This is a genomic window from Kaistella antarctica (assembly GCF_900109615.1).
Lineage (GTDB): Bacteria > Bacteroidota > Bacteroidia > Flavobacteriales > Weeksellaceae > Kaistella > Kaistella antarctica.
Genome location: NZ_FOIX01000002.1, coordinates 826,091 through 849,265, shown reverse-complemented (window position 1 = coordinate 849,265; position 23,175 = coordinate 826,091). Strand labels below are relative to the sequence as shown.

The 23,175-nt window shown below is 35.5% G+C and carries 24 protein-coding genes; 8 read left to right on the top strand and 16 right to left on the bottom strand.

Annotated features, from left to right (window positions below; genetic code table 11):
* Both BMX49_RS14775 and BMX49_RS08555 read left to right on the top strand, forming a co-directional pair.
* On the top strand, positions 1-198 hold a 198-nt coding region (locus BMX49_RS14775; protein WP_221404839.1), incomplete at its 5' end, for a hypothetical protein.
* Positions 195-647: a hypothetical protein gene (locus BMX49_RS08555; protein WP_034715948.1), complete on the top strand. Its 453-nt coding sequence runs from the start codon at positions 195-197 to the stop codon at positions 645-647. The genes BMX49_RS14775 and BMX49_RS08555, both read left to right, overlap by 4 nt.
* Before the next feature lie 173 nt (positions 648-820).
* On the opposite strand, the gene BMX49_RS08550 is transcribed toward BMX49_RS08555, so the two are convergent.
* Entirely contained in the window at positions 821-1,003 is a 183-nt protein-coding gene (locus BMX49_RS08550; RefSeq protein WP_034715950.1) for a hypothetical protein, read from the bottom strand.
* A gap of 143 nt (positions 1,004-1,146) precedes the next feature.
* Here BMX49_RS08550 and BMX49_RS08545 point away from each other — a divergent pair, with 143 nt between their 5' ends.
* Together BMX49_RS08545 and BMX49_RS08535 are read left to right on the top strand one after the other, a co-directional pair.
* A complete protein-coding gene (locus tag BMX49_RS08545; RefSeq protein ID WP_081864318.1) occupies positions 1,147-1,797 on the top strand; it encodes a DUF2071 domain-containing protein in 651 nt (216 codons plus the stop codon).
* A gap of 1,031 nt (positions 1,798-2,828) precedes the next feature.
* Positions 2,829-5,123, top strand: a complete 2,295-nt coding sequence (locus BMX49_RS08535; RefSeq protein ID WP_034715954.1) for a TonB-dependent receptor family protein — start codon at positions 2,829-2,831, stop codon at positions 5,121-5,123.
* 356 nt (positions 5,124-5,479) lie between these two features.
* On the opposite strand, the gene BMX49_RS08530 is transcribed toward BMX49_RS08535, so the two are convergent.
* The 6 genes from BMX49_RS08530 to recQ all read right to left on the bottom strand — a co-directional run bounded on the left by BMX49_RS08530 (position 5,480) and on the right by recQ (position 12,853).
* A complete protein-coding gene (locus BMX49_RS08530) occupies positions 5,480-5,815 on the bottom strand; it encodes a hypothetical protein (protein WP_034715956.1) in 336 nt (111 codons plus the stop codon).
* A 203-nt stretch (positions 5,816-6,018) separates the two neighbouring features.
* Entirely contained in the window at positions 6,019-8,571 is a 2,553-nt protein-coding gene (locus BMX49_RS08525; protein WP_034715958.1) for an adenosylcobalamin-dependent ribonucleoside-diphosphate reductase, read from the bottom strand.
* A gap of 211 nt (positions 8,572-8,782) precedes the next feature.
* Entirely contained in the window at positions 8,783-9,886 is a 1,104-nt protein-coding gene (locus BMX49_RS08520) for a glycosyltransferase (RefSeq protein WP_034715960.1), read from the bottom strand.
* A 54-nt stretch (positions 9,887-9,940) separates the two neighbouring features.
* Positions 9,941-10,264, bottom strand: a complete 324-nt coding sequence (locus BMX49_RS08515; protein ID WP_034715962.1) for a hypothetical protein — start codon at positions 10,262-10,264, stop codon at positions 9,941-9,943.
* Positions 10,252-10,638 carry a hypothetical protein gene (locus BMX49_RS08510; RefSeq protein WP_034715964.1) on the bottom strand — a complete coding sequence of 129 codons (387 nt, stop codon included), beginning with the start codon at positions 10,636-10,638 and terminating at the stop codon, positions 10,252-10,254. The genes BMX49_RS08515 and BMX49_RS08510 overlap by 13 nt, the downstream gene beginning before the upstream one ends.
* Before the next feature lie 10 nt (positions 10,639-10,648).
* Positions 10,649-12,853, bottom strand: coding sequence for a DNA helicase RecQ (gene recQ / locus BMX49_RS08505; protein WP_034715966.1), 2,205 nt, complete (start codon positions 12,851-12,853; stop codon positions 10,649-10,651).
* A gap of 289 nt (positions 12,854-13,142) precedes the next feature.
* Here recQ and BMX49_RS08500 point away from each other — a divergent pair, with 289 nt between their 5' ends.
* A complete protein-coding gene (locus BMX49_RS08500; protein ID WP_034715968.1) occupies positions 13,143-14,102 on the top strand; it encodes a KpsF/GutQ family sugar-phosphate isomerase in 960 nt (319 codons plus the stop codon).
* Positions 14,103-14,216: 114 nt separating this feature from the next.
* Positions 14,217-15,053, top strand: a complete 837-nt coding sequence (gene tatC, locus BMX49_RS08495) for a twin-arginine translocase subunit TatC (protein WP_177169189.1) — start codon at positions 14,217-14,219, stop codon at positions 15,051-15,053.
* 53 nt (positions 15,054-15,106) lie between these two features.
* Here the strand turns inward: tatC and BMX49_RS08490 are convergent, their stop codons facing one another.
* Entirely contained in the window at positions 15,107-15,532 is a 426-nt protein-coding gene (locus BMX49_RS08490) for an SRPBCC family protein (RefSeq protein WP_034715970.1), read from the bottom strand.
* A 154-nt stretch (positions 15,533-15,686) separates the two neighbouring features.
* Between BMX49_RS08490 and BMX49_RS08485 the strand changes: the two genes are divergently transcribed.
* Together BMX49_RS08485 and BMX49_RS08480 are read left to right on the top strand one after the other, a co-directional pair.
* Positions 15,687-16,442, top strand: coding sequence for a TspO-related membrane protein (locus BMX49_RS08485; RefSeq protein ID WP_034715972.1), 756 nt, complete (start codon positions 15,687-15,689; stop codon positions 16,440-16,442).
* Positions 16,443-16,530: 88 nt separating this feature from the next.
* Positions 16,531-17,745, top strand: a complete 1,215-nt coding sequence (locus BMX49_RS08480) for a 3-oxoadipyl-CoA thiolase (RefSeq protein WP_034715974.1) — start codon at positions 16,531-16,533, stop codon at positions 17,743-17,745.
* A gap of 100 nt (positions 17,746-17,845) precedes the next feature.
* On the opposite strand, the gene BMX49_RS08475 is transcribed toward BMX49_RS08480, so the two are convergent.
* The 8 genes from BMX49_RS08475 to BMX49_RS08440 all read right to left on the bottom strand — a co-directional run bounded on the left by BMX49_RS08475 (position 17,846) and on the right by BMX49_RS08440 (position 23,156).
* Positions 17,846-18,292, bottom strand: a complete 447-nt coding sequence (locus BMX49_RS08475) for a VOC family protein (RefSeq protein ID WP_034715976.1) — start codon at positions 18,290-18,292, stop codon at positions 17,846-17,848.
* A gap of 16 nt (positions 18,293-18,308) precedes the next feature.
* Entirely contained in the window at positions 18,309-18,608 is a 300-nt protein-coding gene (locus BMX49_RS14880) for a hypothetical protein (RefSeq protein ID WP_246005121.1), read from the bottom strand.
* Positions 18,532-18,777: a hypothetical protein gene (locus BMX49_RS14875; RefSeq protein ID WP_246005120.1), complete on the bottom strand. Its 246-nt coding sequence runs from the start codon at positions 18,775-18,777 to the stop codon at positions 18,532-18,534. The genes BMX49_RS14880 and BMX49_RS14875 overlap by 77 nt, the downstream gene beginning before the upstream one ends.
* Positions 18,778-18,793: 16 nt before the next feature.
* Positions 18,794-19,273 carry a hypothetical protein gene (locus tag BMX49_RS08465; RefSeq protein WP_034715978.1) on the bottom strand — a complete coding sequence of 160 codons (480 nt, stop codon included), beginning with the start codon at positions 19,271-19,273 and terminating at the stop codon, positions 18,794-18,796.
* A gap of 1 nt (position 19,274) precedes the next feature.
* Positions 19,275-19,730: a DUF1569 domain-containing protein gene (locus BMX49_RS08460; protein ID WP_034715980.1), complete on the bottom strand. Its 456-nt coding sequence runs from the start codon at positions 19,728-19,730 to the stop codon at positions 19,275-19,277.
* A 52-nt stretch (positions 19,731-19,782) separates the two neighbouring features.
* The gene (locus BMX49_RS08455) at positions 19,783-20,343 is read right to left on the bottom strand and encodes a Crp/Fnr family transcriptional regulator (protein ID WP_034715982.1); all 561 of its coding nucleotides are present in this window, start codon (positions 20,341-20,343) and stop codon (positions 19,783-19,785) included.
* A gap of 617 nt (positions 20,344-20,960) precedes the next feature.
* Entirely contained in the window at positions 20,961-22,187 is a 1,227-nt protein-coding gene (locus BMX49_RS08445; protein WP_034715984.1) for an ABC transporter permease, read from the bottom strand.
* A gap of 9 nt (positions 22,188-22,196) precedes the next feature.
* Entirely contained in the window at positions 22,197-23,156 is a 960-nt protein-coding gene (locus tag BMX49_RS08440; protein WP_034715986.1) for an HlyD family secretion protein, read from the bottom strand.
* Positions 23,157-23,175 lie beyond the last annotated feature (19 nt).

Here is a 23,175-nt window from a genome sequence, read left to right as displayed (position 1 = left end):
GGTGAAAAACAAAATTGCATATCAACAAGATTATCAGAAAAACTTAAAAATTTTAACCTAAATAATTTGCAAAATAACATAGAACATCAGGGCTATTTACGATTGGAATCTAAAAATGAAGTTTGTGAAATAAAGTATGAATTATTGGTATATTTGAATATTAATAATCATCAAATTAACCTTATCAAATCGAAATGAAAATTCCAAATTTTATTTTTCTTATTGTGATTACTTTAAGTTCAATTTCTTGTGTTCAAGAACGTTCAAAGCTATATTCCAATAAAGTCGAACTAAATAAAATAAAAGATAGTTTGAAGAAAACCATTAATGATAGTATTGCTAAATCAGATTCGATGAAAATAATTATAGGCGTAGCAAAACTAAATAAGAAATCTAGAGTTATACTTTATGATAATTATAAATGGGAATATAAAACTGCCAATAATTTAAACTCTCAAAATAATCAAAAGGTTGCAATAACAAAAATACAACCTATAATGCAGACAGTAAAACCAATTAGGAAAGCTGCTACGCCTATTCAAACAGAATATATGACGAATGAAAGTGGACTTTGTGGTGCTCTAACTAAAAAAGGTGGAAGCTGTAGACGAAAAGTCAAAGGTGGTGGAAGATGTTGGCAACATTAAATTGAGAATGATCTGTTGAACATCATTCAATTCCGTATCAAAACAAATGTGAGTAATATTAATTAAATATTTTCCTACTAATTAAAAGATTTATAAAAAGCCACAAAATTTTGTGGCTTCAATATACAGTAGTACATTTGCTTTAGAACTTTTCACACAAGTTCTAATTTGAATTAAAAGAAGAAGACTTCTACTTTCTCTAATTCATTTTTCAAATCTAAGATGGGAACTTCATAATTATGAGGTTTCCCATTTTCATAACCAAGCACTTTAACAATTCCATTTTTAAGAATTTCAATAATTGTTACTTGGTTTTTGTTGTGATAAAATTTATCACCTACTTTAAGATTTTGCATCTTAATTTTTAAATAGAAGTTTTGATTCTCTTCTACCTATATCTAATATAATCAATACTTTTATAAAGAAAAAATGTAAATATTAAAAATGAAAGAATTTCTACTAATGATTTATAATTCTCTCGAATGAACATAATGAGTATATGAAAATCCCCACAATCCACGGCTACATCGACAGAAGAATTTTAATCAACTTTACCGCTGATCCGAAATCGGTGGAAAAAATAATTCCATTTCCTTTTCGACCAAAAATTTATAAAGACAAAGCCATTGTAGGAATTTGTTTAATCAGATTAAAAGATATTAAACCAAAAGGATTTCCAGACTTTATCGGCGTCAATTCAGAAAATGGCGCGCACAGAATTGCCGTTGAATGGGACGAAAATGGGGAAACAAAATCGGGCGTTTACATTCCACGCCGAGACACTTCTCTAAAATTAAATGCATTTGTTGGCGGTCGACTATTTCCTGGCAAACATTATCTCGCGAAATTCAACGTACAAGAAGAAAACGGAAATTATCACATCGACTTTAAAAGTTCAGACGATACCGAAACATCCATTGATGCTACTGAAACAAAAGTATTTAATGAGAACTCCATTTTCGAAACCTTAGAAAATGCCTCTAAATTTTTCGAAAATGGCGATCTTGGATATTCACCCAACAAAGATAAGTTCGATGGTTTAAGATTGAAAGCTTACAAATGGGAAGTTAAACCGCTGGAAGTTTCAAATGTGAAATCAAGTTTTTTTGAAAATGAAGAAATCTTTACAAAAGATTCTGTACAAAGATAGATCGCTTCTACGGAGCGATCTTTACTTTTTAATTTTATTACAAAAGGAAATAAATATGTTCTGTCTCTTTATAAAACTGTCCTTAAGTATTTATTAAAAAGTCAGTAGTAACAACTCTTACTATTCCCTCAATTCTAACAAGTCAAACAACCATCCTTTACCATTATAACGAAAGTGGTAACCTATATCCTTTTTCAGCACGCAGATTTGCAATACTTTTGGCCTATCAATAAACACAAATGATGAAAAAATTTTTGAAACTTATGCTGGTAGCTGTTGGATTTTTTGGCGCTCTGTACTCAATCCTATTTTTCACAGATTTTTTTGAAATTGCCACTCGAGATGTTTTAGTTTTAAACACTTCTATTAAGGGATACATTATTTATCTCTTTATACTATTTCTTTTATTTTCCTGTACGGTTACTTTGAAGATGTTCCGGCAAATTTTTGAAATTAGAAAAAAAATGAAACAAATTTAATCTGATATCTTTATTACACAAATGATGAGAGAAAGTCTGATTTGAAATTGCTGGTTAACTTTCAATCAATAGGATTAAATGCAAATCCGCCACAATATCAAGTTGGGCGGATTTTTAAATTTCTAATATTTACGTGCGACCTTTCTTCCCACACCTACGAGTCCGATAATTCTTATACACCAAGCAACCTTCCCGATAAACGAGTTGGTCATAGCAGCAATATTTTACGAAAAAAACAAACCAATTCTTCGGTTTAAACACAGAATATTCTGCAGATATTTACTATTCAACTCTAATTTAATAATGTACTTTGTTGGGGACAAATAATTCTATCTTTTTTAAGAACATCATAAGTTTATGTCATCATGTAGAGGATGTTTTTTTGATTTAAATTCCGTAATCCTCATTCTTTGTACCAAGTTAACGTAGCAGATAATTCTACGAAAACAATGTTTGAAATTGTTTGTATATTTACTTTTATCTATCAAGAAAGTGACCCAAAAAATAAATAAAAACTGAATGGATCAACTTCAACATCTCTCCACCTAAACCATGAAATTTTTAACACAGATTACTTTCTTTCTTTTGTTGATGTTTGGTCTATCCGTAGCTCAGGCGCAACAGCACCGGTTTCAACTTGTTGATGCGGCGGATACGAAGGCAATTGTTGAAGCTGACATCTTTTATAATAACTCGTTATTAACCAAAACTGAAAATGGTTTTTTCTACGTTTCGGACCAAATTCTACCGGCGCTTTTCATTATCAAATCAATTGGATACCGCGATCTGGCAATCAGATTAGAAAATAAATCGGGCAGTCAAAAAATTTATTTAAAACGCAATGAGGTAGCGCTCTCTGAGATTGTTCTAAGAAGTACGCTGATCCCACAAAATTTGCAAGAGATTGCGGCAGCAGTGAGTTTAGTAGGTCAAAAGGATTTTGAGCGCACCGATGGCATTACCATTTTAGAAAGTTTGAGCATGGCACCTGGCTTATTCATTAATCAAGGGGCGATCAACACCAACAAAATTAACATACGAGGCATTGGAGCGCGATCTCAATACAGCACCAACCGTATTCAGTCTTATTTTGATGGTATTCCACTGGCAACAGCTGAAGGGGAACTGACCCTTGATGATTTTGATCCGAAAAGTTTAGATCATATTGAAATTATCAAAGGGCCTACTTCCAGTATTTTTGGCGCAGGTTTAGGTGGATCCATCAATCTCTATCCAAAAACTAAATTGCCTGCTAAAAGCACCGTAAAAATCAGTGGGCAAGCGGGAAGTTTCAACACGCAGAAATATACGGCGGAAACCGCTTTATCGCTGGCGAATTCTACCCTGTTTGCGACTTTCAGTAATTTAACAAGTGATGGCTTCAGAGATAATGGTGAAGTCAGCAAGCAGTCGCTGCTGATCAATGGGAATGTAATCACCACCGATAAGTCCAATTTAACCTATCTCGCCAACTTCACGCGACTGAAAGCTTTTATTCCAAGTTCTATTAATTATAATGATTTCGTTAATAATCCCACTTCTGCTGACCTGAGCTGGGCACAATCCGAAGGCTATGAGTCTTACGACAGAGGATTATTTGGTCTCTCTTACAGTCAGTTTCTCACTACAAAACTCCAAAATACAACCAGCGCCTTTGTCAGTTTTCGAGCTGGTTATGAGCCGAGACCTTTTGATATTTTGGAAGAAAACAGAATTTCGAGTGGCGTGCGGACGAAATTCGCATTGAGTACCGAAATCTGGAAAATTAAATCAGACTTCAGTTTTGGTGGTGAATTTTACACCGAATGGTTTCAAACCGGAAATTTTAAAAATCTCTACAAAAATTTTCCAGGACAGGGAAGCGTTCAGGGCGACAGGATCAGTGAAAACAAACAGGAACGGACCTACATGAACGGCTTTGGACAAATCAATTTTAATATCAACTCAAAATTTAAAGTGGAAACGGGCTTTAATATTAATACGACCTCCTACAATCTCACCGATCTTTTTAATTCTGGTGCTGCCAGTCAGAATGGAGATTATAGATTTGAACCGATATTTTCACCAAGATTAGCCGCCAGTTATGCCTTGGCAAAAGGTAAAAATATTTATGCTTCGGTCAGCAGAGGTTTTTCTATACCAACTGTTGCAGAAACTTTAACCCCGGACCGAACTATTAATACAGATCTTAATCCCGAAACCGGCACGAACTATGAAATCGGCTTTAAAGCAAACTGGCTGAAAAATAAATTGTACACAGAAATTAATGCCTATCAAATTGAAATAGAAAATTTATTAGTGGCCCAGCGCGTTGCAGAAGACCAGTATGTTGGAGTGAATGCAGGCAAAACCAGTCATCGCGGTCTGGAATTTCTGGCAAATTACCGGTTTGATTTAACGCAAAAGATCAGCGTGAATCCCTTTTTTAACGGAGCCGTAAATCGTTTTGAATTTCGCACGTTCATCAATGAGAACGACGATTTTTCGGGTAATAAACTTCCAGGCGTTCCAGATTTTACGTTCAATTACGGACTGGATGTTAAAACAACTTTTGGTGTAAATCTATACCTCAATGCTCGTAATGTCGGACCGCTTTATTTGAATGATTCCAACATTGGCAGCACCGATTCCTATCAGATAGTTAACTTAAAAGCTGCTTATAGATTGGCTATTTTTTCTGGAGCTGAAGCGAATATTTATTTTGGAATCAATAACATTTTTGACGAAAAATACGCTTCAAGTATTTTGACCAATGCCGTTGGTTTTGGCGGTAAGGCGCCGCGGTATTATTACCCCGGAAACTCCCGAAATTATTATGGCGGTCTCCAAATTCAATATCAGTTTTAAATCTTTAAAGAAATAGATCTAATGCAGTTTGCTTTTTCTCCAAATAATTCGGACAAAGTTATTCGAATATTGCTAGGGTAGAATATTCGTGACAATAACCGCTGTACCTATCATTAAAAAATAGACTGTCTCAAAAATGAAACAGCCTGTTATTATTTCTAAATATAAATTAGCCACATTTACTATTCCCACAATTCTTGCAAGTCAGGCAACCTTCCTGATAAACCACTTTATTAGAAGCGCAATTCGAACATTTTGCGGCGGCTTCGGTTCCATCCGTTATAGGATTGAAACTACAATAAAACATCTTAAATGTGACTGCTTTTGCAAAAAAATCATATCAAATAATTGATATTTTAATTAAAATTTTTCCTGTTTGTATTTAAAATCTTATTAATTAACAAATTATTTTCTTTAAAAATTTTCTTTATTAAACCATGGTAATTATTTGATACAGCAATTGCAGTCTCCTCTTTTGCAGAATTAAAATATTGGTCTTTAACGAAACCATTAATCTCAAAAATATTTGTGCGAATTTTATTAAAATCCTCATATTCTGAATCGTTGAAGAACATCTTAACTTCTAGTAATGTTCTTTTAAACTCGTCGACTTCTGTAAAAATCAAATTATCAAGTTGATTTGTAGATATAGAATTATCTATAACTTTGAAAATCGGCAAACTCTCCCACATTAATTCAATTCTAGAATAGCATTATAGGAAATTTTTCAACGCGCTCAACTTCCTCTCTTGAAAAAATGTGTAACTAATTTGTTTTTTCTTTGAATAGGTTTCAAAAAAATGTTTAATTAAGTACCCAAAACCTAAAGCAATTAGAGTTACTTGGCTCCAATAGATGGTAAACAAATCATTTGATATATTCATATTTAACTATTTTACCCACACTTACTATTCCCGCAATTCTTGCAAGTCAAGCAACCTTCCTGATAAACCACTTGGTCAGAACCACAACTGGAACATTTTCCAGCGGCTTCAGTTCCGTCGGCGATGTAGCGTTTTAAAGCACGCGCAACGCCAGCTTTCCAGTTGTTGATGGATTCAGAATCAAGTTCTAATCGGTTGATCAATTCCACCGCATTTTCAATCGGCATTCCATGTCTTAAGGTACCGGAAATTAATTTTGCATAATTCCAGAATTCTGGTTTGAACTTGTGCGAAAGTCCTTCAATCGTCGTTTTATAACCGCGCTGATTTTTAAACTGGAAATCATATCGCGATTTTCCATTTTCATCCTGGTTTTTAATAATCACGCCATCATTGACCCAACGTGGAACGGAAATTCCTTCCTCATCTTCGGCTAAACCGGTAAAAATCTCATAAGGTTTGCCTTCAATTAAACCGACAAATGCAATCCATTTTTCTTTATTATTTTGAAAACGAACCACATCGGCTTCTAAAATGTGCGGCCTTTTTGTAGGAAAAACTGATGTAATCATTTCAGGTTTCTCCTCTTTTTTCTCGTCTGCAGAAATTAAAACTCCGGAACGCGAACCATCACGATAAACCGTTACCCCTTTGCAACCAACTTCCCACGCTTTGATGTAGAGTTGATTCACCAATTCTTCCGTCGCATCATTCGGAACATTAATCGTCACCGAAATCGAATGATCCACCCATTTCTGAATCGAACCCTGCATTTCTACTTTGCTTAACCAATCCACATCATTGGAAGTCGCTTTGTAATAAGGCGATTGCTCGATAATTTTATTCAGTTCCTCTTGAGAATAATTTTTATCGGTGTCGATTCCATTGACTTCCATCCATTCTTTGAAACGGTGGTGAAAAACCAAATATTCTTCCCAGAAATCCCCAACTTCATCCACAAAATCCACACGAATATCCTGATCATTCGGATTTACTTTTCTTCGTCTTTTATAAACTGGCATAAACACAGGTTCAATTCCAGACGAAGTTTGCGACATTAAAGATGTACTTCCCGTTGGTGCGATCGTCAATAACGCAATATTTCTTCTTCCGTACTTTTTCAAATCTTCATAAAATTCCGGATCAGCTTCTTTCATTCTTAAAATGAAAGGGTTTTTCGATTCTCTCTTAGCATCATAAATTGCAAAGGCTCCTCTTTCTTTCGCCATTTCTACCGATGAACGATAAGCCGCCAAAGCCAAAGTTTTATGAACCAATGTTGAGAATTCGTTTCCTTCTTTACTTCCATATTGAATTCCTAAAGCAGCCAACATATCGCCTTCTGCTGTAATTCCAACGCCAGTTCTTCGACCTTCAATTGTTTTGTGACGGATTTTTGTCCAAAGATTTTTCTCGGTTGCTTTGATTTCCTCACCTTCCGGATCAGATTCAATTTTAAGAAGAATCGCATCAATTTTTTCAATTTCCAGATCGATGATATCATCCATCATTCTTTGGGCATAACCAACGTGCTCTTTGAATAATTCAAAATTAAACTTCGCTTTTTTGGTGAACGGATTTTCCACATAAGAGAAAAGATTCACCGCCAACAATCGGCAGGAATCATACGGACACAAAGGAATTTCGCCACACGGATTGGTGGAAACTGTTTCATAGCCGAAATCAGCGTAACAATCCGGCAAAGATTCATTGATAATCGTGTCCCAGAAAAGAATTCCTGGTTCCGCAGATTTCCAGGCGTTATGAATAATTTTATTCCAAAGATCAGTCGATTTTATTTCCTTCTGAAACTTAGGATTTGAACTATGAATCGGATATTTCTGTATATAATTTTCCTTATTGACAACGGCTTTCATAAAATCGTCATCAATTCTCACGGAAATATTGGCTCCTGTAATTTTTCCCTGCTCCAATTTTGCATCAACAAAATCTTCAGAGTCCGGATGATTTACGGAAACAGAAAGCATCAACGCTCCTCTCCTACCATCTTGTGCAACTTCGCGCGTGGAATTGGAATATCTTTCCATAAAAGGAACCAAACCCGTTGAAGTCAACGCAGAATTCTTTACCGCTGAACCTTTGGGACGAATATGAGATAAGTCGTGACCTACTCCACCACGGCGTTTCATCAACTGAACTTGCTCTTCGTCAATCTTCATAATGCTTCCGTAGGAATCACTTTGCGTTCCGCTGCCAATGACGAAACAATTTGAAAGGGAAGCGATCTGAAAATCATTCCCAATTCCAGTCATCGGACTTCCTTGTGGAATAATATATTTGAATTTTTTAATAAGATCGAAAACTTTTTGTTCCGAAAGTGAGTTGGGATATTTCGCTTCAACACGAGCAATTTCAGAAGCAATTCGGTGATGCATATCGTCCGGATTCTGCTCGTAAATGTTACCTTCTGAATCTTTTAAGGCATATTTACTCACCCATACTTTGGCGGCTAAATCATCACCTTCGAAATATTTTAATGATGATTCGATTGCTTTATCGTACGTGTAAGTCTTAGTTTTTTTTGCTAAAAGCCTTGCTTCCATAATTATTTGTTTTGAGGAAATAAATATACAGAAGTATCTTTTAATAAAAAATTGTTTGCAAATATTTTAAGTTAAAACGATGATTATCAACCAAATAAATATTTCAAAAAATAAAAAAGTTTACAAAAAATAAAATCTATGATATGATTAAAATCATAAATATTTGAGAATATAAACATTTACGACGTAAAATTGAGTTTACAAAACCCTTTCAGCCTTTAGAAGGCTGAAAGGGTTGATTGCCTATTTCCAAGAAAACATCTTCATATTTCTTCAAAATAAAATCTTTTGAAAACCGAGCAGAAATCGAATTTTTGATGGCTTCAGAATTGTGATTATCATGGATAATCCGCAATATGTTACGAGCGAATTCCTCATGATTTTCAATATTAGAAATTTCACCATTTATTCCAGGCTGGATAATTTCAGTAATTCCACCCGGACAATTATTCGCTAGAGAATAAGTTCCGCACGCTCCTGCCTCCAACAAAACATTCGGAAAACCTTCATAACGTGATGACAAAATAAATAAATGTGCGAACTTCAAAAATTGATATGGATTTTTTTGCTGTCCGTGGAAGATGACATTTTCTAATCCCAAATCTTTTTTCACTTGATGAAGCAATTCTTGATCTCGTCCATCCCCTAAAATATGTAGCAGAATCTTTTCATTTTTTAAATAACTGAAAACTTTTAATAAATTATCAAAACCCTTTCTGGAAGATAGATTTCCGATCGCAACAACATTTCTAAAATCTACTTTAAAAGATTCAGGCTTTTGCGAGATCGAAAGTTTCTCATTAATAAATTCAAAATCAACCGGATTATTAATCTTAATCAGTTTCTCTTTTATAATCTTAAAGTTTTCAATCAGATCATTTAGCATATCATCACTTTGGCAAATAATGTTGTCATAGTTATTGTAGAACTTGTAAAAGAATCGGATTTCCTTTCTGGTAACGTGTTTTGAAACAACATTAGTTTCTCTGGCGATGAATTTTATCTTCGGAAAAAACTTAATGAACAAAGCCAAATACGCATTGACTTCACCGAAACCACTAAAAACTATATCTGGTTTTCTTTTGCGAATTTCCTTTAAAATGGGTTTTAAAGAATGGCGAATTCTGGGCGTTTTCAAATCTATAATTTCTACATCTTCTTTTAGAAATTCCAGATATCCACCTTCCTTACGCAAAAGCATGATTTTTGGTTCAAATTTCTCGCGTGGTAAGTGATTCGCAATTGTAGTTACAATTCGCTCTGCACCACCCGTTTCTAAGTCTGGGAGAATAAAAATAATGGAAGTTTTTTTCATGCTTTAAAAAAAATCCTTGCCAAGGTTTGGGACCTTGACAAGGTTAATGCGAATTTACAACAATTCCGGAAAGTCTTGGGAATGGTTATTTAGAATATGATTGACGAGAAACTGATTTCCTTTTTGATCAAAGAAAATATACCAAGTTGTTCGGTTGTTGGCTTTGTATTTTAAAAATTTTTTACCGAATCTGTGATATTTTTTTGGACAGTTTTTAGAAATAGGAAAACTAATGTTGTTTTCTATAAATTCGTAGATTTTAATCGTGTACTCTACCGCATATTCTTCAAAAGTAAAATATTTGCGAGCAATCAGAATATCAATTAATTCAATGATTTGAATCTCAAATTCCTTTTTATAAACAATTATTTTTTCCAAGGCAAACTTCTGATATATTCAATTGTTCTGCGTCTCATTTCTTGACTTGAGATTCCCTTCGCAAATCTTTCATCAAAGCCATCTTTAACAACATATTCAGATTGAATATCAGAAACAATGGAAGAAGATTCGTCCGACGATATAGACTCAAGATGAGCTGTAATATTTTCCAATAATTCATCAGAAGTCATTCCTGCAGCGAATTGCTCATCAAAGTCTACTTTATTACTATTTTCTGGTGTAAATTCTGAATCTAATGGCATTGATTTATCTTTATTTTTAATTTCAATCAATTCCGACAATATATCCAAATCATCAAGATGATTTACCCAATTGATAAGTTCTCTTTTATTTACTAAAATTAAATTGCCCATCATTCAAAATTTAATTGGCGACGTCAGAAATGAATTTAATCCGCAACATTCTTACTTCTTCATCGCTTAAATCATCACCAAATTCTGCCAGAAGAATCTTCATGCTATCGCTTTCACTTCCACCCATAAATTCCATGAATTCCTCCACAACATCTTCATCGAAATTTTCATCAACATAATAATTGATATTGAGTTTAGTACCCTGATAGACGATTCGCTCCATCTCCTTCAGAAGTTCATCCATGGAAATATTTTTGGCTTTGGCGATATCTTCTAAATCAATTTTTTTATCGGTGCTTTGAATGATAAAAACTTTGTGGCTAGATTTGTTGGCGACCGTTTTCATCACCATATCTTGGGTTCTTTCTATCTCATTTTCTTCGACATATTTTTTAATAAAATCTGCGAATTCCTTTCCATATTTTTTAGCTTTCCCTTCACCAACTCCATATATTTTTCCAATTTCCTCAATGTTAATCGGATATTGAACGGTCATATCTTCTAGACTTGGATCCATAAAAACCGTGTACGGGGGAATTCCGCTTTTCTTGGCTACCGTTTTACGCAAATCCTTGAGCTGACCAAAAAGCACTTCATCTAAACCTCCGACAGAATCCGTTTGAACTTTATCAGAATCTGCTTTGGTTCGCTCCAAATTATATTCTCGATCCTCTGCGATGAAAAACTCGCTGTCCTTTTTTGAGGCAAGCGCTTTGTTCCCCTTTTCAGTTAACTTTAAAACACCATAAGTTTCGATATCTTTTTGCAAATAATTCTGGACCGATGCTTGACGGATAATAGATTTCCAGAAATTTTCAGTTTCTTTTTTTCCGATGCCGAACTGCTTATTGTTTTCTAATTTATAAGATTTGGTTACCGGATTTTCTTTACCAACAATAACTGATATTAAATCTTTGGTTTTAAATTTCTCTTCCAGTTCTTTAACTAATTTAAGAACTAAACTTAATTCTTTGGAAGCATCTTTTAATTTTGGAGGATTAACAGAGTTGTCACACATTAATGCGCCATCGCCAGTTACCGGATCAAAAATTTCTCCGAAATAATAAAGAATATATTGTCTTCTACTCATCGAAGTTTCAACATAACCTACGACTTCATTTAAAAGCTGCAAGCCAATTTCCCTTTCAGAAACTGGTTTTTGCGCTAAGAATTTTTCTAATTTTTCAATATCTTTTGGATCGTAAAAAGCAAGACAATGACCTTCGCCGCCATCTCTACCCGCCCGACCAGTTTCCTGATAATAACTTTCCAAAGATTTCGGAATATCATAATGAATGACGAAACGTACATCTGGTTTATCGATGCCCATTCCGAAAGCAATAGTCGCAACGATCACGTCGGCATCTTCCATCAAGAATTTATCCTGATTCATGACTCTGGTTTTTTGATCTAACCCAGCATGATAGGGCAAAGCATTAATCCCATTCACCTGAAGAACCTGGGCAAACTCTTCCACTTTCCGGCGACTTAAACAATAAACAATCCCAGTTTTACCGCGTCGGGCATTGATGAATTTAACAATTTCCCGGTCGATATTTACTTTTGGTCTTACTTCATAATAAAGATTCGGACGATTAAAACTTTCCTTGAAAACCAGCGCATTGCTCATCCCCAAAGTTTTCTGAATATCGTCCTGAACTTTTGGCGTCGCCGTAGCCGTTAAAGCAATAACTGGAACATCCGCAATTTTATCGATAATGGATTTTAAATTTCTATATTCTGGACGGAAATCATGACCCCATTCTGAAATACAGTGCGCCTCATCAATCGCGACGAACGAAATTTTTACTTCCCGTAGAAATTCCTGATATTCTTCTTTAATTAAAGATTCGGGAGCAACATACAAAAGCTTGGTGACGCCAGATCTAATGTCATCAAAAACCTGCTTCGTCTGGGTTTTGTTGAGAGAGGAGTTCAATACATGCGCAATTCCTTCAACCGATGAAAGTCCATTAATGGCATCAACCTGATTTTTCATCAAGGCAATTAAAGGTGAAACTACAATGGCAGTTCCTTCGGAAATCAGCGCTGGCAGTTGATAGCATAAGGATTTACCTCCGCCTGTAGGCATTAAGACAAAGACATCATCGCCCTTCATCAGGGTTTTTATAATTTCTTCTTGTTGGCCTTTAAATTTTGAGAAACCGAAATACTTCTTAAGTTCTTTAGATAAATCGGTGTTTTTTATATTCATCTTTAAATTGAAATTTTTTGCGCAGCATTTATTTCTAGAATATCGCCATTTTCACTCTGCCTGAAAATTTAGATTTAGGGGTATGTTTTAAGATTTCTTTCCTAAATTTGCATATTAACCAAAGTTAATTAATAATTATCACATTTAAAAAAAATGATATTTATTTTCTAACAAGTTTCAATTTATTTTTTTTGTATTTTATAGGATATACACCAGCTATATTCACGTTTGCGAAAAATTTTCAGATTAAAACTGTCTCATTTCTTAAAAATAATGACCTACCCACTTTATGAATAATCAGGAAATCCTTCAACTTGCAAAAGATGCGCTCTCCATCGAAATTGCAGAACTTGAACTTCTTAAAAACCGTTTAGACGATCAGTTTTTGAAAGCCTTGCAAATTATAAATTCTGCCAAAGGCAAATTGATTATAGTCGGAATCGGAAAATCTGCGCATGTGGGTAATAAAATGGTTGCTACCCTAAACTCAACAGGTACACCGTCTCAGTTTCTACACGCTTCAGAAGCAATACATGGTGATTTAGGCGTGATTCAAAAAACAGATGTTGTTTTGTGTATTTCTAATTCGGGAAACTCTCCAGAAATTGTGACTTTGGCTCCATTTCTAAAGGAATATTCATCACATCTTATAGGTATGACGGGCAATTTAAAAAGCAAACTCGCTGAACATTGCGATGTGGTTCTTAACACTTTTGTAGAGAAAGAAGCATGTCCTATCAAATTAGCACCAACAAGTTCGACGACAGTTCAAATGGCTTTGGGCGATGCTTTAGCTGTTTGTTTAATGGAACTGAATGGTTTTAAAGAAACCGATTTTGCCAAATTTCATCCAGGCGGAAGTTTGGGTAAAAATCTTACCGCAAAAGTTGATCAGTTTCTTTCTCCACAAAAACCGCAAGTTTCAGAAGATGCCAATTTGCGGGATATCATTATTTCGGTGAGCAGCTCCAAACACGGAATTACGGTTGTTACGCACGGAGAAGAAATTATTGGCGTTATTACCGACGGTGATTTACGAAGAATGTTGATGAGCGAACAAGATTTATCAAAGTTCATCGCTAAAGATATTATGAGCCTTAATCCGAAGAGTGTCGACAAAACCAGCTTGGCAAAAGAGGCGATGCAAATTTTAAAAAACAAAAACATCGGACAATTAATCGTAACCGACAACGGCAAATACTTTGGAATTATAGATATTCATCGCCTTTTAGATGAAGGAATCAATTGATTTTTAATTCATTTGATATGAACATTATTCCTAATAATTAATTAATTTCGCAACTTCATTAACATTGACTGTTATTTAGAGCAGTCAGTCTAAAATTTAAAAACAACAAATTTCGTGGGCGAAGAAAAAGAAATGTCTTTTTGGGGACACATCGGTGAATTAAGAGCACACTTGCTTCGCGCTATGATTGCGATTGTAATCTGTGCAGTTGTGGTAGGATTTAATGTCAACTGGATTATGGACAACATTTTTTTCGGGCCGACCAGAAATGATTTTTTTACTTTTCGGGTGGTCAATCATTACTCCCGAGAATTAATTGGACATGACAGCATCACGCTTCCTGGTCATTTTGCGGTGCAGCAAAAGAAATTATTTCAGCAGTTTAACGTGATGATGGCTGTTTCTATCTTCGGAGGAATTGTCGCAGCATTTCCCTATTTAGTTTGGGAATTATGGCGGTTCATCTCTCCGGCGCTTCATCCGAAAGAAAGAAAAAATTCTGTTTGGTTAATCAATTTCGTGTGGATTCTTTTTCTATGCGGGATTCTTTGCGGTTACTTTTTAATACTTCCGTTCGCTATTAACTTCGGATTACTTTTCAAAGTTTCAGATTCCATTACTCAACTTTTTGATTTAAGTGATTATACAACGCTCTTTCTACAGATTGTTTTAGGAATGGGTGTTATTTTCCTGTTTCCAGTGATTGTTTATTTCTTGACCTTGATCGGAATTCTCACGCCACAATTTATGCGAACTTATCGCAGACATGCCATCGTTTTAATCATGGTCGTAGCTGCAATTATAACTCCTGCCGACGTTCTAAGTATGTTAATGGCTGCGTTTCCACTGCTTTTACTGTATGAATTCAGTATTTTAATGTGTGCCTATACTTATAAGAAAGTGACTAAAAGGAAATTACAAGAAGAAAAATCAGTTATTAAATCTCAATAACATCAAAAAAAACACGCTGTCGAGCGTGTTTTTTTCTTTATTATATTGACTATTTATTGCTCGATATAATTTTTAAACTTTATAGAAACAATTTCTGTCCAGGCTCTATCAAAAGAGTCTTTACTAAATTCTTCACCTAAATGCTCTAAATATTCCAATCCTTTGTGCGTTAAAATAACTAAGGTTTGATCGCCTTCATCTTGAAGATTCCACTTCACGATTGTTTTTTCTTTTGAAAACTCTGGATAAGTCCACGAGTATTTTAGTTTTTCTTGCGGAATCACTTCTAAGATTTGACCTTGATGCCGGTATTTATTTTCTCCACCAGATTCGTAAAAACTAAATTCCGTGTGTAAATCTGTACTGAAATCATCGATATCAAAATACCAGTTCTTCATTTGCGCTTTGTCCGTCAAGGCATTCCAAACCTTGTCCGCTGGCGCATTTACTCGCTGTTTAATTACTACATTGTCGTGCATAATTTTTATTTTTTTTGATTGTATTAAAGTTAATAATTATTCAATCATCATTAAAACTAATTACTATGATATTTCACATTCTTTCTATTTAAGGTAAATTTGAAAATCAATTTAAAACTAGAGTCTCGATAAAAACTCCACAAACATCTTAAACATGAAGAAAAAATTACAAATCGCTAATGGAATAGCACTCGTTTTCACCATCATCTTTAACTATCTGAGCAACACAGGCATTTTTAATGGTAAAACCATCGCGAATGTTTCTAGTCAATATCAAAATTTATTTACGCCAGCTGGGTACGCTTTTTCAATTTGGGGTCTCATCTATTTACTCTTGATAGGATTTGTTTTTTACACCGGCAGAAATTTATTTAAACCTTCTCAAAATGAAGCTGATGCCTTTCTAGAAAAGATAGGATGGTGGTTTGTAGTCTCCTGTATCGCTAACTGTGCTTGGATTCTGACTTGGCTTTATGGTTTTACGGGTTTATCTGTAATCGTGCTGTTAGTTGCTTTTATTTCGCTTTTAATGATCGTGTTGGAAGCTTTAAAATATAATGCAAGTTCAGCTCAAAAATGGTTTATCAATTTTCCGTTTCAGATTTATGCTGGTTGGGTAAGTGTTGCTTTAATCGCCGCTGCAGCTGCATGGCTGACCAAAATTGGATGGAATGGATTAGGAATTTCAGAAATTACATGGACAATTATTTTAATGATCATCGCTTCAATTATTCATCTATTCATGACTTGGAAAAAGAACGCTCCAGTTTTTGCGTTTGTTGCAGTTTGGGCTTTGGTGGCTATTGCTGTAGCGAATAAAGAAGTTAGTCAGGAGATTCATTTAGTGGCTTTAATTGCAGCCGGAATTGTCTTTCTGAGCAGTTGTTTAAAAATTTACAAAGCTCATTAAAGTACTTAAAGCATTGAATTTATCTAAAAGATTTCCAAATAGGAAGTCTTTTTAATTTTCCTAAATTTACGGTTCCTAAAAAGTAAAAATGAAAAACGCATATATTATTGACGGCACCAGATCAGCCATCGGGAATTTTAAAGGAAGTTTGGCAGCAGTCAGAACTGATGATTTAATGGCGTCTGTCCTAAAAAATTTGATTGAAAAAAATCTTGCTTTACCTTTAGATAAAATTGATGATGTCATCATTGGGTGCGCAAATCAAGCGGGTGAAGACAACAGAAATGTAGCCAGAATGGCTTTACTGCTGGCTGGAATTCCAATGAATGTGCCTGGGGAAACGGTGAACCGATTATGTGCTTCAGGAATGAGCTCGATAGTTCAGGCAATGCGAGCCATAAAAGCAGACGAAGGTGATTTGTTTATTGCGGGCGGTGTGGAAGGAATGTCTCGCGCTCCCTATGTTCTTTCAAAATCCGAATCAGCTTTTGGAACCGATTCCAAAATGTTTGATTCCAGCTTTGGCTGGCGTTTCGTCAATCCTGCCATGGAGAAAATGTACGGCATTGAGGCGATGGGAAAAACCGCCGAAAATTTAGCAGAACTTTATAAAATATCGCGTGAAGAACAAGATGAGTTTGCCTTGAATTCTCAAATGAAAGCCGCGAAAGCTCAACAAAGCGGACGGTTAGCAGAAGAAATTTCAGAGATTACAATTCCACAAAGAAAAGGTGATGCGATCGTCATTAATAACGATGAGTTCATCAAGCCAGCTTCAACTTTGGAAATATTAGGAAAATTGCGACCGGCGTTTGTGAAAGAAAACGGGAGTGTAACTGCCGGAAATGCTTCAGGCTTAAACGACGGTGCAGCTGCCGTAATCATTGCGTCAGATGAAGCAGTGAAAAATTATGGCTTGAAACCTTTAGCAAAAATTGTCTGTTCCGCGGTGGTCGGAGTTGAACCGAGAATTATGGGCATTGGTCCTGTTGAAGCGACCAAATTAGCTTTAAAAAGAGCCAACTTAACATTGGATCAAATCGATATCATTGAACTCAATGAAGCATTTGCAGCCCAAAGTATTGCGGTATTAAAAGAGCTTGGAATTGCTAACGATGATCCGCGTCTAAATGTCAATGGTGGCGCGATTGCTCTAGGTCATCCGTTGGGAATGAGTGGAACCAGAATTACGTATTCTGCGGCTTTGGAACTTCATAAAACTGGCAAGAAATATGCGTTGGCGACAATGTGTATCGGCGTGGGACAAGGTTACGCAATTATTTTAGAGAATGTAAATATCTAAATTTTATCGAAATATTTTACAAAACCCTTTCAGCCTTTAAAAGGCTGAAAGGGTTTTTTTTAGTTGAATGTTTATTCCAGCATTATCAAAGAGGAACATTTTACTGTGGCTGGACTTTCGCTGGATCATCATAATTCACCAGCCAGTCAATTCCGAATTTATCTTTCCACATACCGAAATAAGCGCCCCAAAAGGTATCTGCTAAGGGCATTGTGACGGTTCCACCCTCGGATAATTTGCTAAACAAATGGTTGGCTTCTTCGCGAGAATCTGCATTGATAGAAACTGCGTAATTGTCACCGGTTTTAAAGTCTGGAGTTCCCGGAAAAATATCGCTACCATACAAAATAGTTTCTGCGGAAATTTCTAATTTAACATGCATCACCATTCCTTTCTGAGCGGCAGACAAAGGTGGCATTCCCTCCTGTGGCGGCATATCGCTGAAGAAATTAATGTCTGCAAATTCTTTCCCAAAAGCATTTTTATAAAAATCAAATGCTTCTTTGCAGTTTCCATTGAACATCAAATAAGGATTGACGGTTGCCATAATTTTGATTTTTAGATTATTGATTTCTCCAGTTCGTCGGGTAATTTAAAGCGCCATCATAACTTTTCCAAGTCCCAAAAAATTCGATGAATTGCTTTTCGATTTTCTCCTTTTTTTTATTCCACATGAATGTGTAAATAAATTTACCTTTTAATATTCCAGAATGTTTTCCCGTACCATCTTCCGCCAATTCGTATTCGCCGAAAACTGAATTTCTCTTCTTACCAGCTTTGTACTTGTTAATTTTGAGTTTGCCTTCGAACTTGGTATTGGTTGTTTCTACAAGAAAAGCCTGAGACGAAATATTCCTGATCATTTTTCTTGTCTTGATCGGAGGTAATTATTTTTACCTTAATCGGCATTTTCTCCGCGCTGATCGTTCCTAGATAAGGTTGAGAATTATTCATCCAAACGTTGGAAACATTGGGCATCTGCGAAAAAGCAAAAGTGCTGAAAAGCGTAAAGACTATTAAAATATTTTTCATTTTTGTGTTTATTTGTTTACTTTTTTAATGATTCCAAATATTTCATAATCTGGTCAGAATTATCAAAATTCATTGGATTTTTTCCGTTTTCATCTTGATAAATTCCTTCAAATACAATGACATTAAAAATTTTAGGTATCATTTTTATATTTAATCTTCCGTCGAAAACCGGTGTTGGACCAGATGCGTTTTCAGCATTCAAAACAACATCAAAATTATACATACTACGATCCCTTAACTTTTTTGTTTCTTTTGGATTAAAAATTATTTGTCCAGAAATATTGAGAATTTTATCATCAATTTCTGCAACGCCCTTAACTAAATATTCCTTTTGATTACTACTGTAAACAGAGTCGAATTTAATTTTTACGTCGTGCTTCTCCGCCTTTTTTCCTTCAAAATAATCAGTGTTGTTTTTAATTATTTCAGTAAAATCTACCTTGTTTTGCGCAGAGAAAAGATTACAAAACAAAAGCGCTATAATTAAGTATTTCATATTAAACTCCAAATTGTTCCAAGTGATGATTCAAATGTTTTGAGAACATATTATTCCATTCCTGGGCTTTTAGTTTACCGAAAGAGAACGATTCTTTGCCGTCAAAAGCTTCTCGTCCCAATTGTTGTGTTTTTTGAATAAAGCCGATTAGTCGTTTTTTTTCTAACTCGAAATCCTGATCTCCATTTATTTTAAACTGTGGTGCCGTGGGTGAGTTTTGCGAATAAGATTTTTCTCCCACCACTTTTGACTTTACAAAATTCTTTAAAATAAACTTTGCAATTCCGCCAGGAGCTTTATGTTTTTGCGGTTCGTACACCATTTCGTAAGTAACATTGCAATGCGCCAACATTTGATCAACGGTCATTGTTCCCCACATTCTATTCGTTTCGGGTGACAGCTTGTTGATCCGGTCAATATAGTTCTGAGCTTCTTTTGAATTGAAAACGTCTTCCATGGATTAATTTTTACCAAACAAAAATAGAATTATTTAGACAATTAATCTCATTTTATATTTCACTGCGAATTCGACTGAGCGTTTCCTGCGAAATCCCCAGATAAGTGGCGATCATTCCGAGCGGAGCGCGCAGAATTATATTCGGATTTTCTTCTAGAAGTTGGGCGTATTTTTCTTTGGCGGTCATGTGTTGCAGCGAACTCATTCTCTTAGACATTTGGGTCATTAAGTTACCCAAAATATACCTGCTGAAATTCGCAGAGGTCAACGAAATGGAACACAGTTCTTCTAACTTTTTGTAATCACAAAAAGTGATGGTGCTTTCTTCTAAAGTCTCAATATTATAAACGGAAGCGACGTTACTGAAAATAGTATCAACACTGCCAAAAGCTTTTCCTTCAGAATAGAAGTTGGTGGTGATGTCCTTGCCTTTTTCGTAGTAAAACATTCTCGCCAAACCGTTTTCCATGTAATATACATTTCGATTGTAGGTATTTTGATGGCTTAATAACTCGCCTTTTGCAAAGGTTTTGGTCTGGGTTTCAGTATAGAAAAAATCCTCGGTCAGGGAATCTAATTTGATGTATTTTGAAATTTGTTCTAGAAGTTTCACGTGATTTGGTTTTCACAAAAATAACGAAAAGAATGTTGAACGAATATTTTTAGAAATTGAATTACCAGTAAAGCTGCAAACATTTAAACGCGAAGGACGCAAAGTAATTTTTTATTATCGCATCAATTACGATCGCAAACCTGCCTGCCGGCAGGCAGGGGCGTTTCACTCAGCAAAGAGTCTAAGTTTAAAAAGGATAAGGAATTGAAAATCTTCATTGATTTTATTTTTCCTAAAATTAAATTAATTTTAACACGACGAGCGCAAAGTAAATCTTTCGAATTTCAAAAAAAAATAAGAACGCAAAGGCGTTTCACTCAGCTAAGGCTAAAACTTGTATTTATTTAAATAATTTTAAATAAAATATAATTTTTGAAAGAAGCGAAAGTTGCAGCCCGACTTGAACGGAGCTCTTTTTTGCGGAACGAAGTGGAGCGAAAAAAGCGGGAGTGGAAGGCGGAAATCGCTGCCATAAAAATAACATAAAAATAAAAAAGATTCGGCTTTGCCAATGGTCTGCCCAAAATCAAACACATAAAAAAAGAACGTCTGAACCTAAGTCCAGACGCTCCCAACAAACAAACAGTATGAAAACTGTTATTTTCTACTCCTGAGAATTATCCTTCTATAATCAAGTTTGGATTGTTCTCCTCTGGGAAATTTTCCTGATCATCTTCAGTGATTTTATATTTTTTAAGTAGGAAATGAATTTTAATCTTCAAGGCGATCCAGCCTAAAATGAAATAAATCCAACCTAAAATTAGAAGATGAACCAGATATTTTTTGGTCAGATAATCAGATCCGTTCTGGACGACCATAATCTTCAAAGCCTCTAGATACGGCGTTAGCGGAATAATCGCGGTAAAGTTTTTAATGAATTCTGGCATCGCATACGTCGGCCAAGTAAAGCCGCTGATGATAAAAGCCGGAGACGCAACCACCATTAAAATCTGCGTCGCTTTCAAAGCATCTGGAACCAAAATACTAACCAAAACTCCCAGATTGGTTGCTGCCACGACAAAAACTGCGGTTACTAAAAAGAAATTCCAAAGAATCTCGGGGATCGGAATTTTGAAGTACAGACTGCACAGGTAGAAAAATAAGATATTAAAGTTGGCAAAAACCCAAATCGGCAGACACTTAATGGCCATGACCAAAATGGCGTATTTCTCTTTGCCGGCAAAATCCTTGATAAACGATTCTCTTTTAAATTCTTCAGAGAAACTAACGGCCATGGCCAATAAAATCACTTGTTGTAAAACCACAGCCATCATCGCCGGCCACATGAAAATCAAGTAATTACTCGTGGTATTGAAGAGCGTAATATAATTCGCTTTGAACGGTTCGAACTGGGTTTTTGCCAACTCAAAATTCATTCCTTTTTTCTGCAAAGTTTTAATTTCGGCACCGGCGGCAAAAGTTCCTAAAATTTGTTGAATGGCTTTAGTCGCGAAATTTGCCGTCAAAACATTAGAAGTGTTGACATACACATTGAGTTCGGGATATTTTTTCTGGAGCATCATCGCTTCAAAACGTTCGGGAATAACGATTACCGCAGCAGCTTCAGTCTTGATGGTTTCATCTTTCAAATTCGCAGGTTCCTGAATATAGTTCAGAACTTTCAACGTTTTACTGTCCTGTAACATTTCCACCACCTGATTGGACAAAGGGGTATTATCGTGATTGACAAGAATCACCGGAATATTCTCCACTTTTCCAGATTGGTAAGTGAACCCAATCAATAAAGCGTAAAAAATGGGTGCGAGAAAGAAAACGGACAGCATCGTTCTGTTCGTGAAGAATAACCGAAACTCTCTTTTCAATAAATATTTGATTTGTTTCATGACGCTCGATTATTTCAAAGTAACATTGGAATTCACCAAAATATCTTTTGTTAAATTTGGATTGACGGGAACGACTTTAATTTCATAAATCGCTTCTTCCGGTTCATAATCGGGGAAAGCCGTCGTGATATCGGCATATTTCGCCAACTGTTTTATGGATACAATCTTACCAGCGAATTCTTTATTAGAATAATTCACCACCATCTTGACCGACATTCCTTTTTGATATTTTGCAATTTTACTTTCGGGAATTGTAAATCTGAAATAAGATGTTTCTGGAATATAACCCGTAAAAAGCGGATAACCGGCTGTGGCTAATTCTCCTTTATTTAAAGAGATCGTTTCAATTTCCATTTCATTTGTCGCGATCACGTATCTTTCAGAGTAAGCAACATTCGCCTCTTGCAAAGCGCCCATCGCTTGGTTTTGTTGACCTTGAGCCATCTCAATCTTTTCGTAACGGGTTCCAAGTTGAACGTCATGAAGTTCAGCATTCACCGCATCCAATTGCGCTTTTGCTCCTTGATATTTTGCAAAATATTCATCGTAATTTTGGGGAGAAAGCAAACTGTCGCGGTACATATTTTTTGCACGCCCGAACGATTTCTGCGCGTATTTAAACTGCTCTTGTAAACCATTTTGTTTGGCTTTCAACTGACGAAGTTGATCGGGACTTGCCCCATTTTTAGCCAGTTGAACTTGAGCTCGAGCCGAAGAAGTTGCGCCTTTAGCCTGAGCAATTTTAGCAGAAACCTCAGGAACATCTAACATCGCAAGCGTGTCGCCGACTTTTACAGATTGTCCTTCTTCTACATATATTTTCAGAATTCTACCTGTCAATTTTGGTGAAAAAGAAACGACTTCTTTTCTTGTTTTCCCGACGATGAGTCGCTCTTGTTTCGATTCTTTGCAGCCTGCAAGCGTGAGAACACTTGCCAAAGCCAAAGAAGTTAATACACTATTTTTCATGTCTATTGTTTGTTTGTTG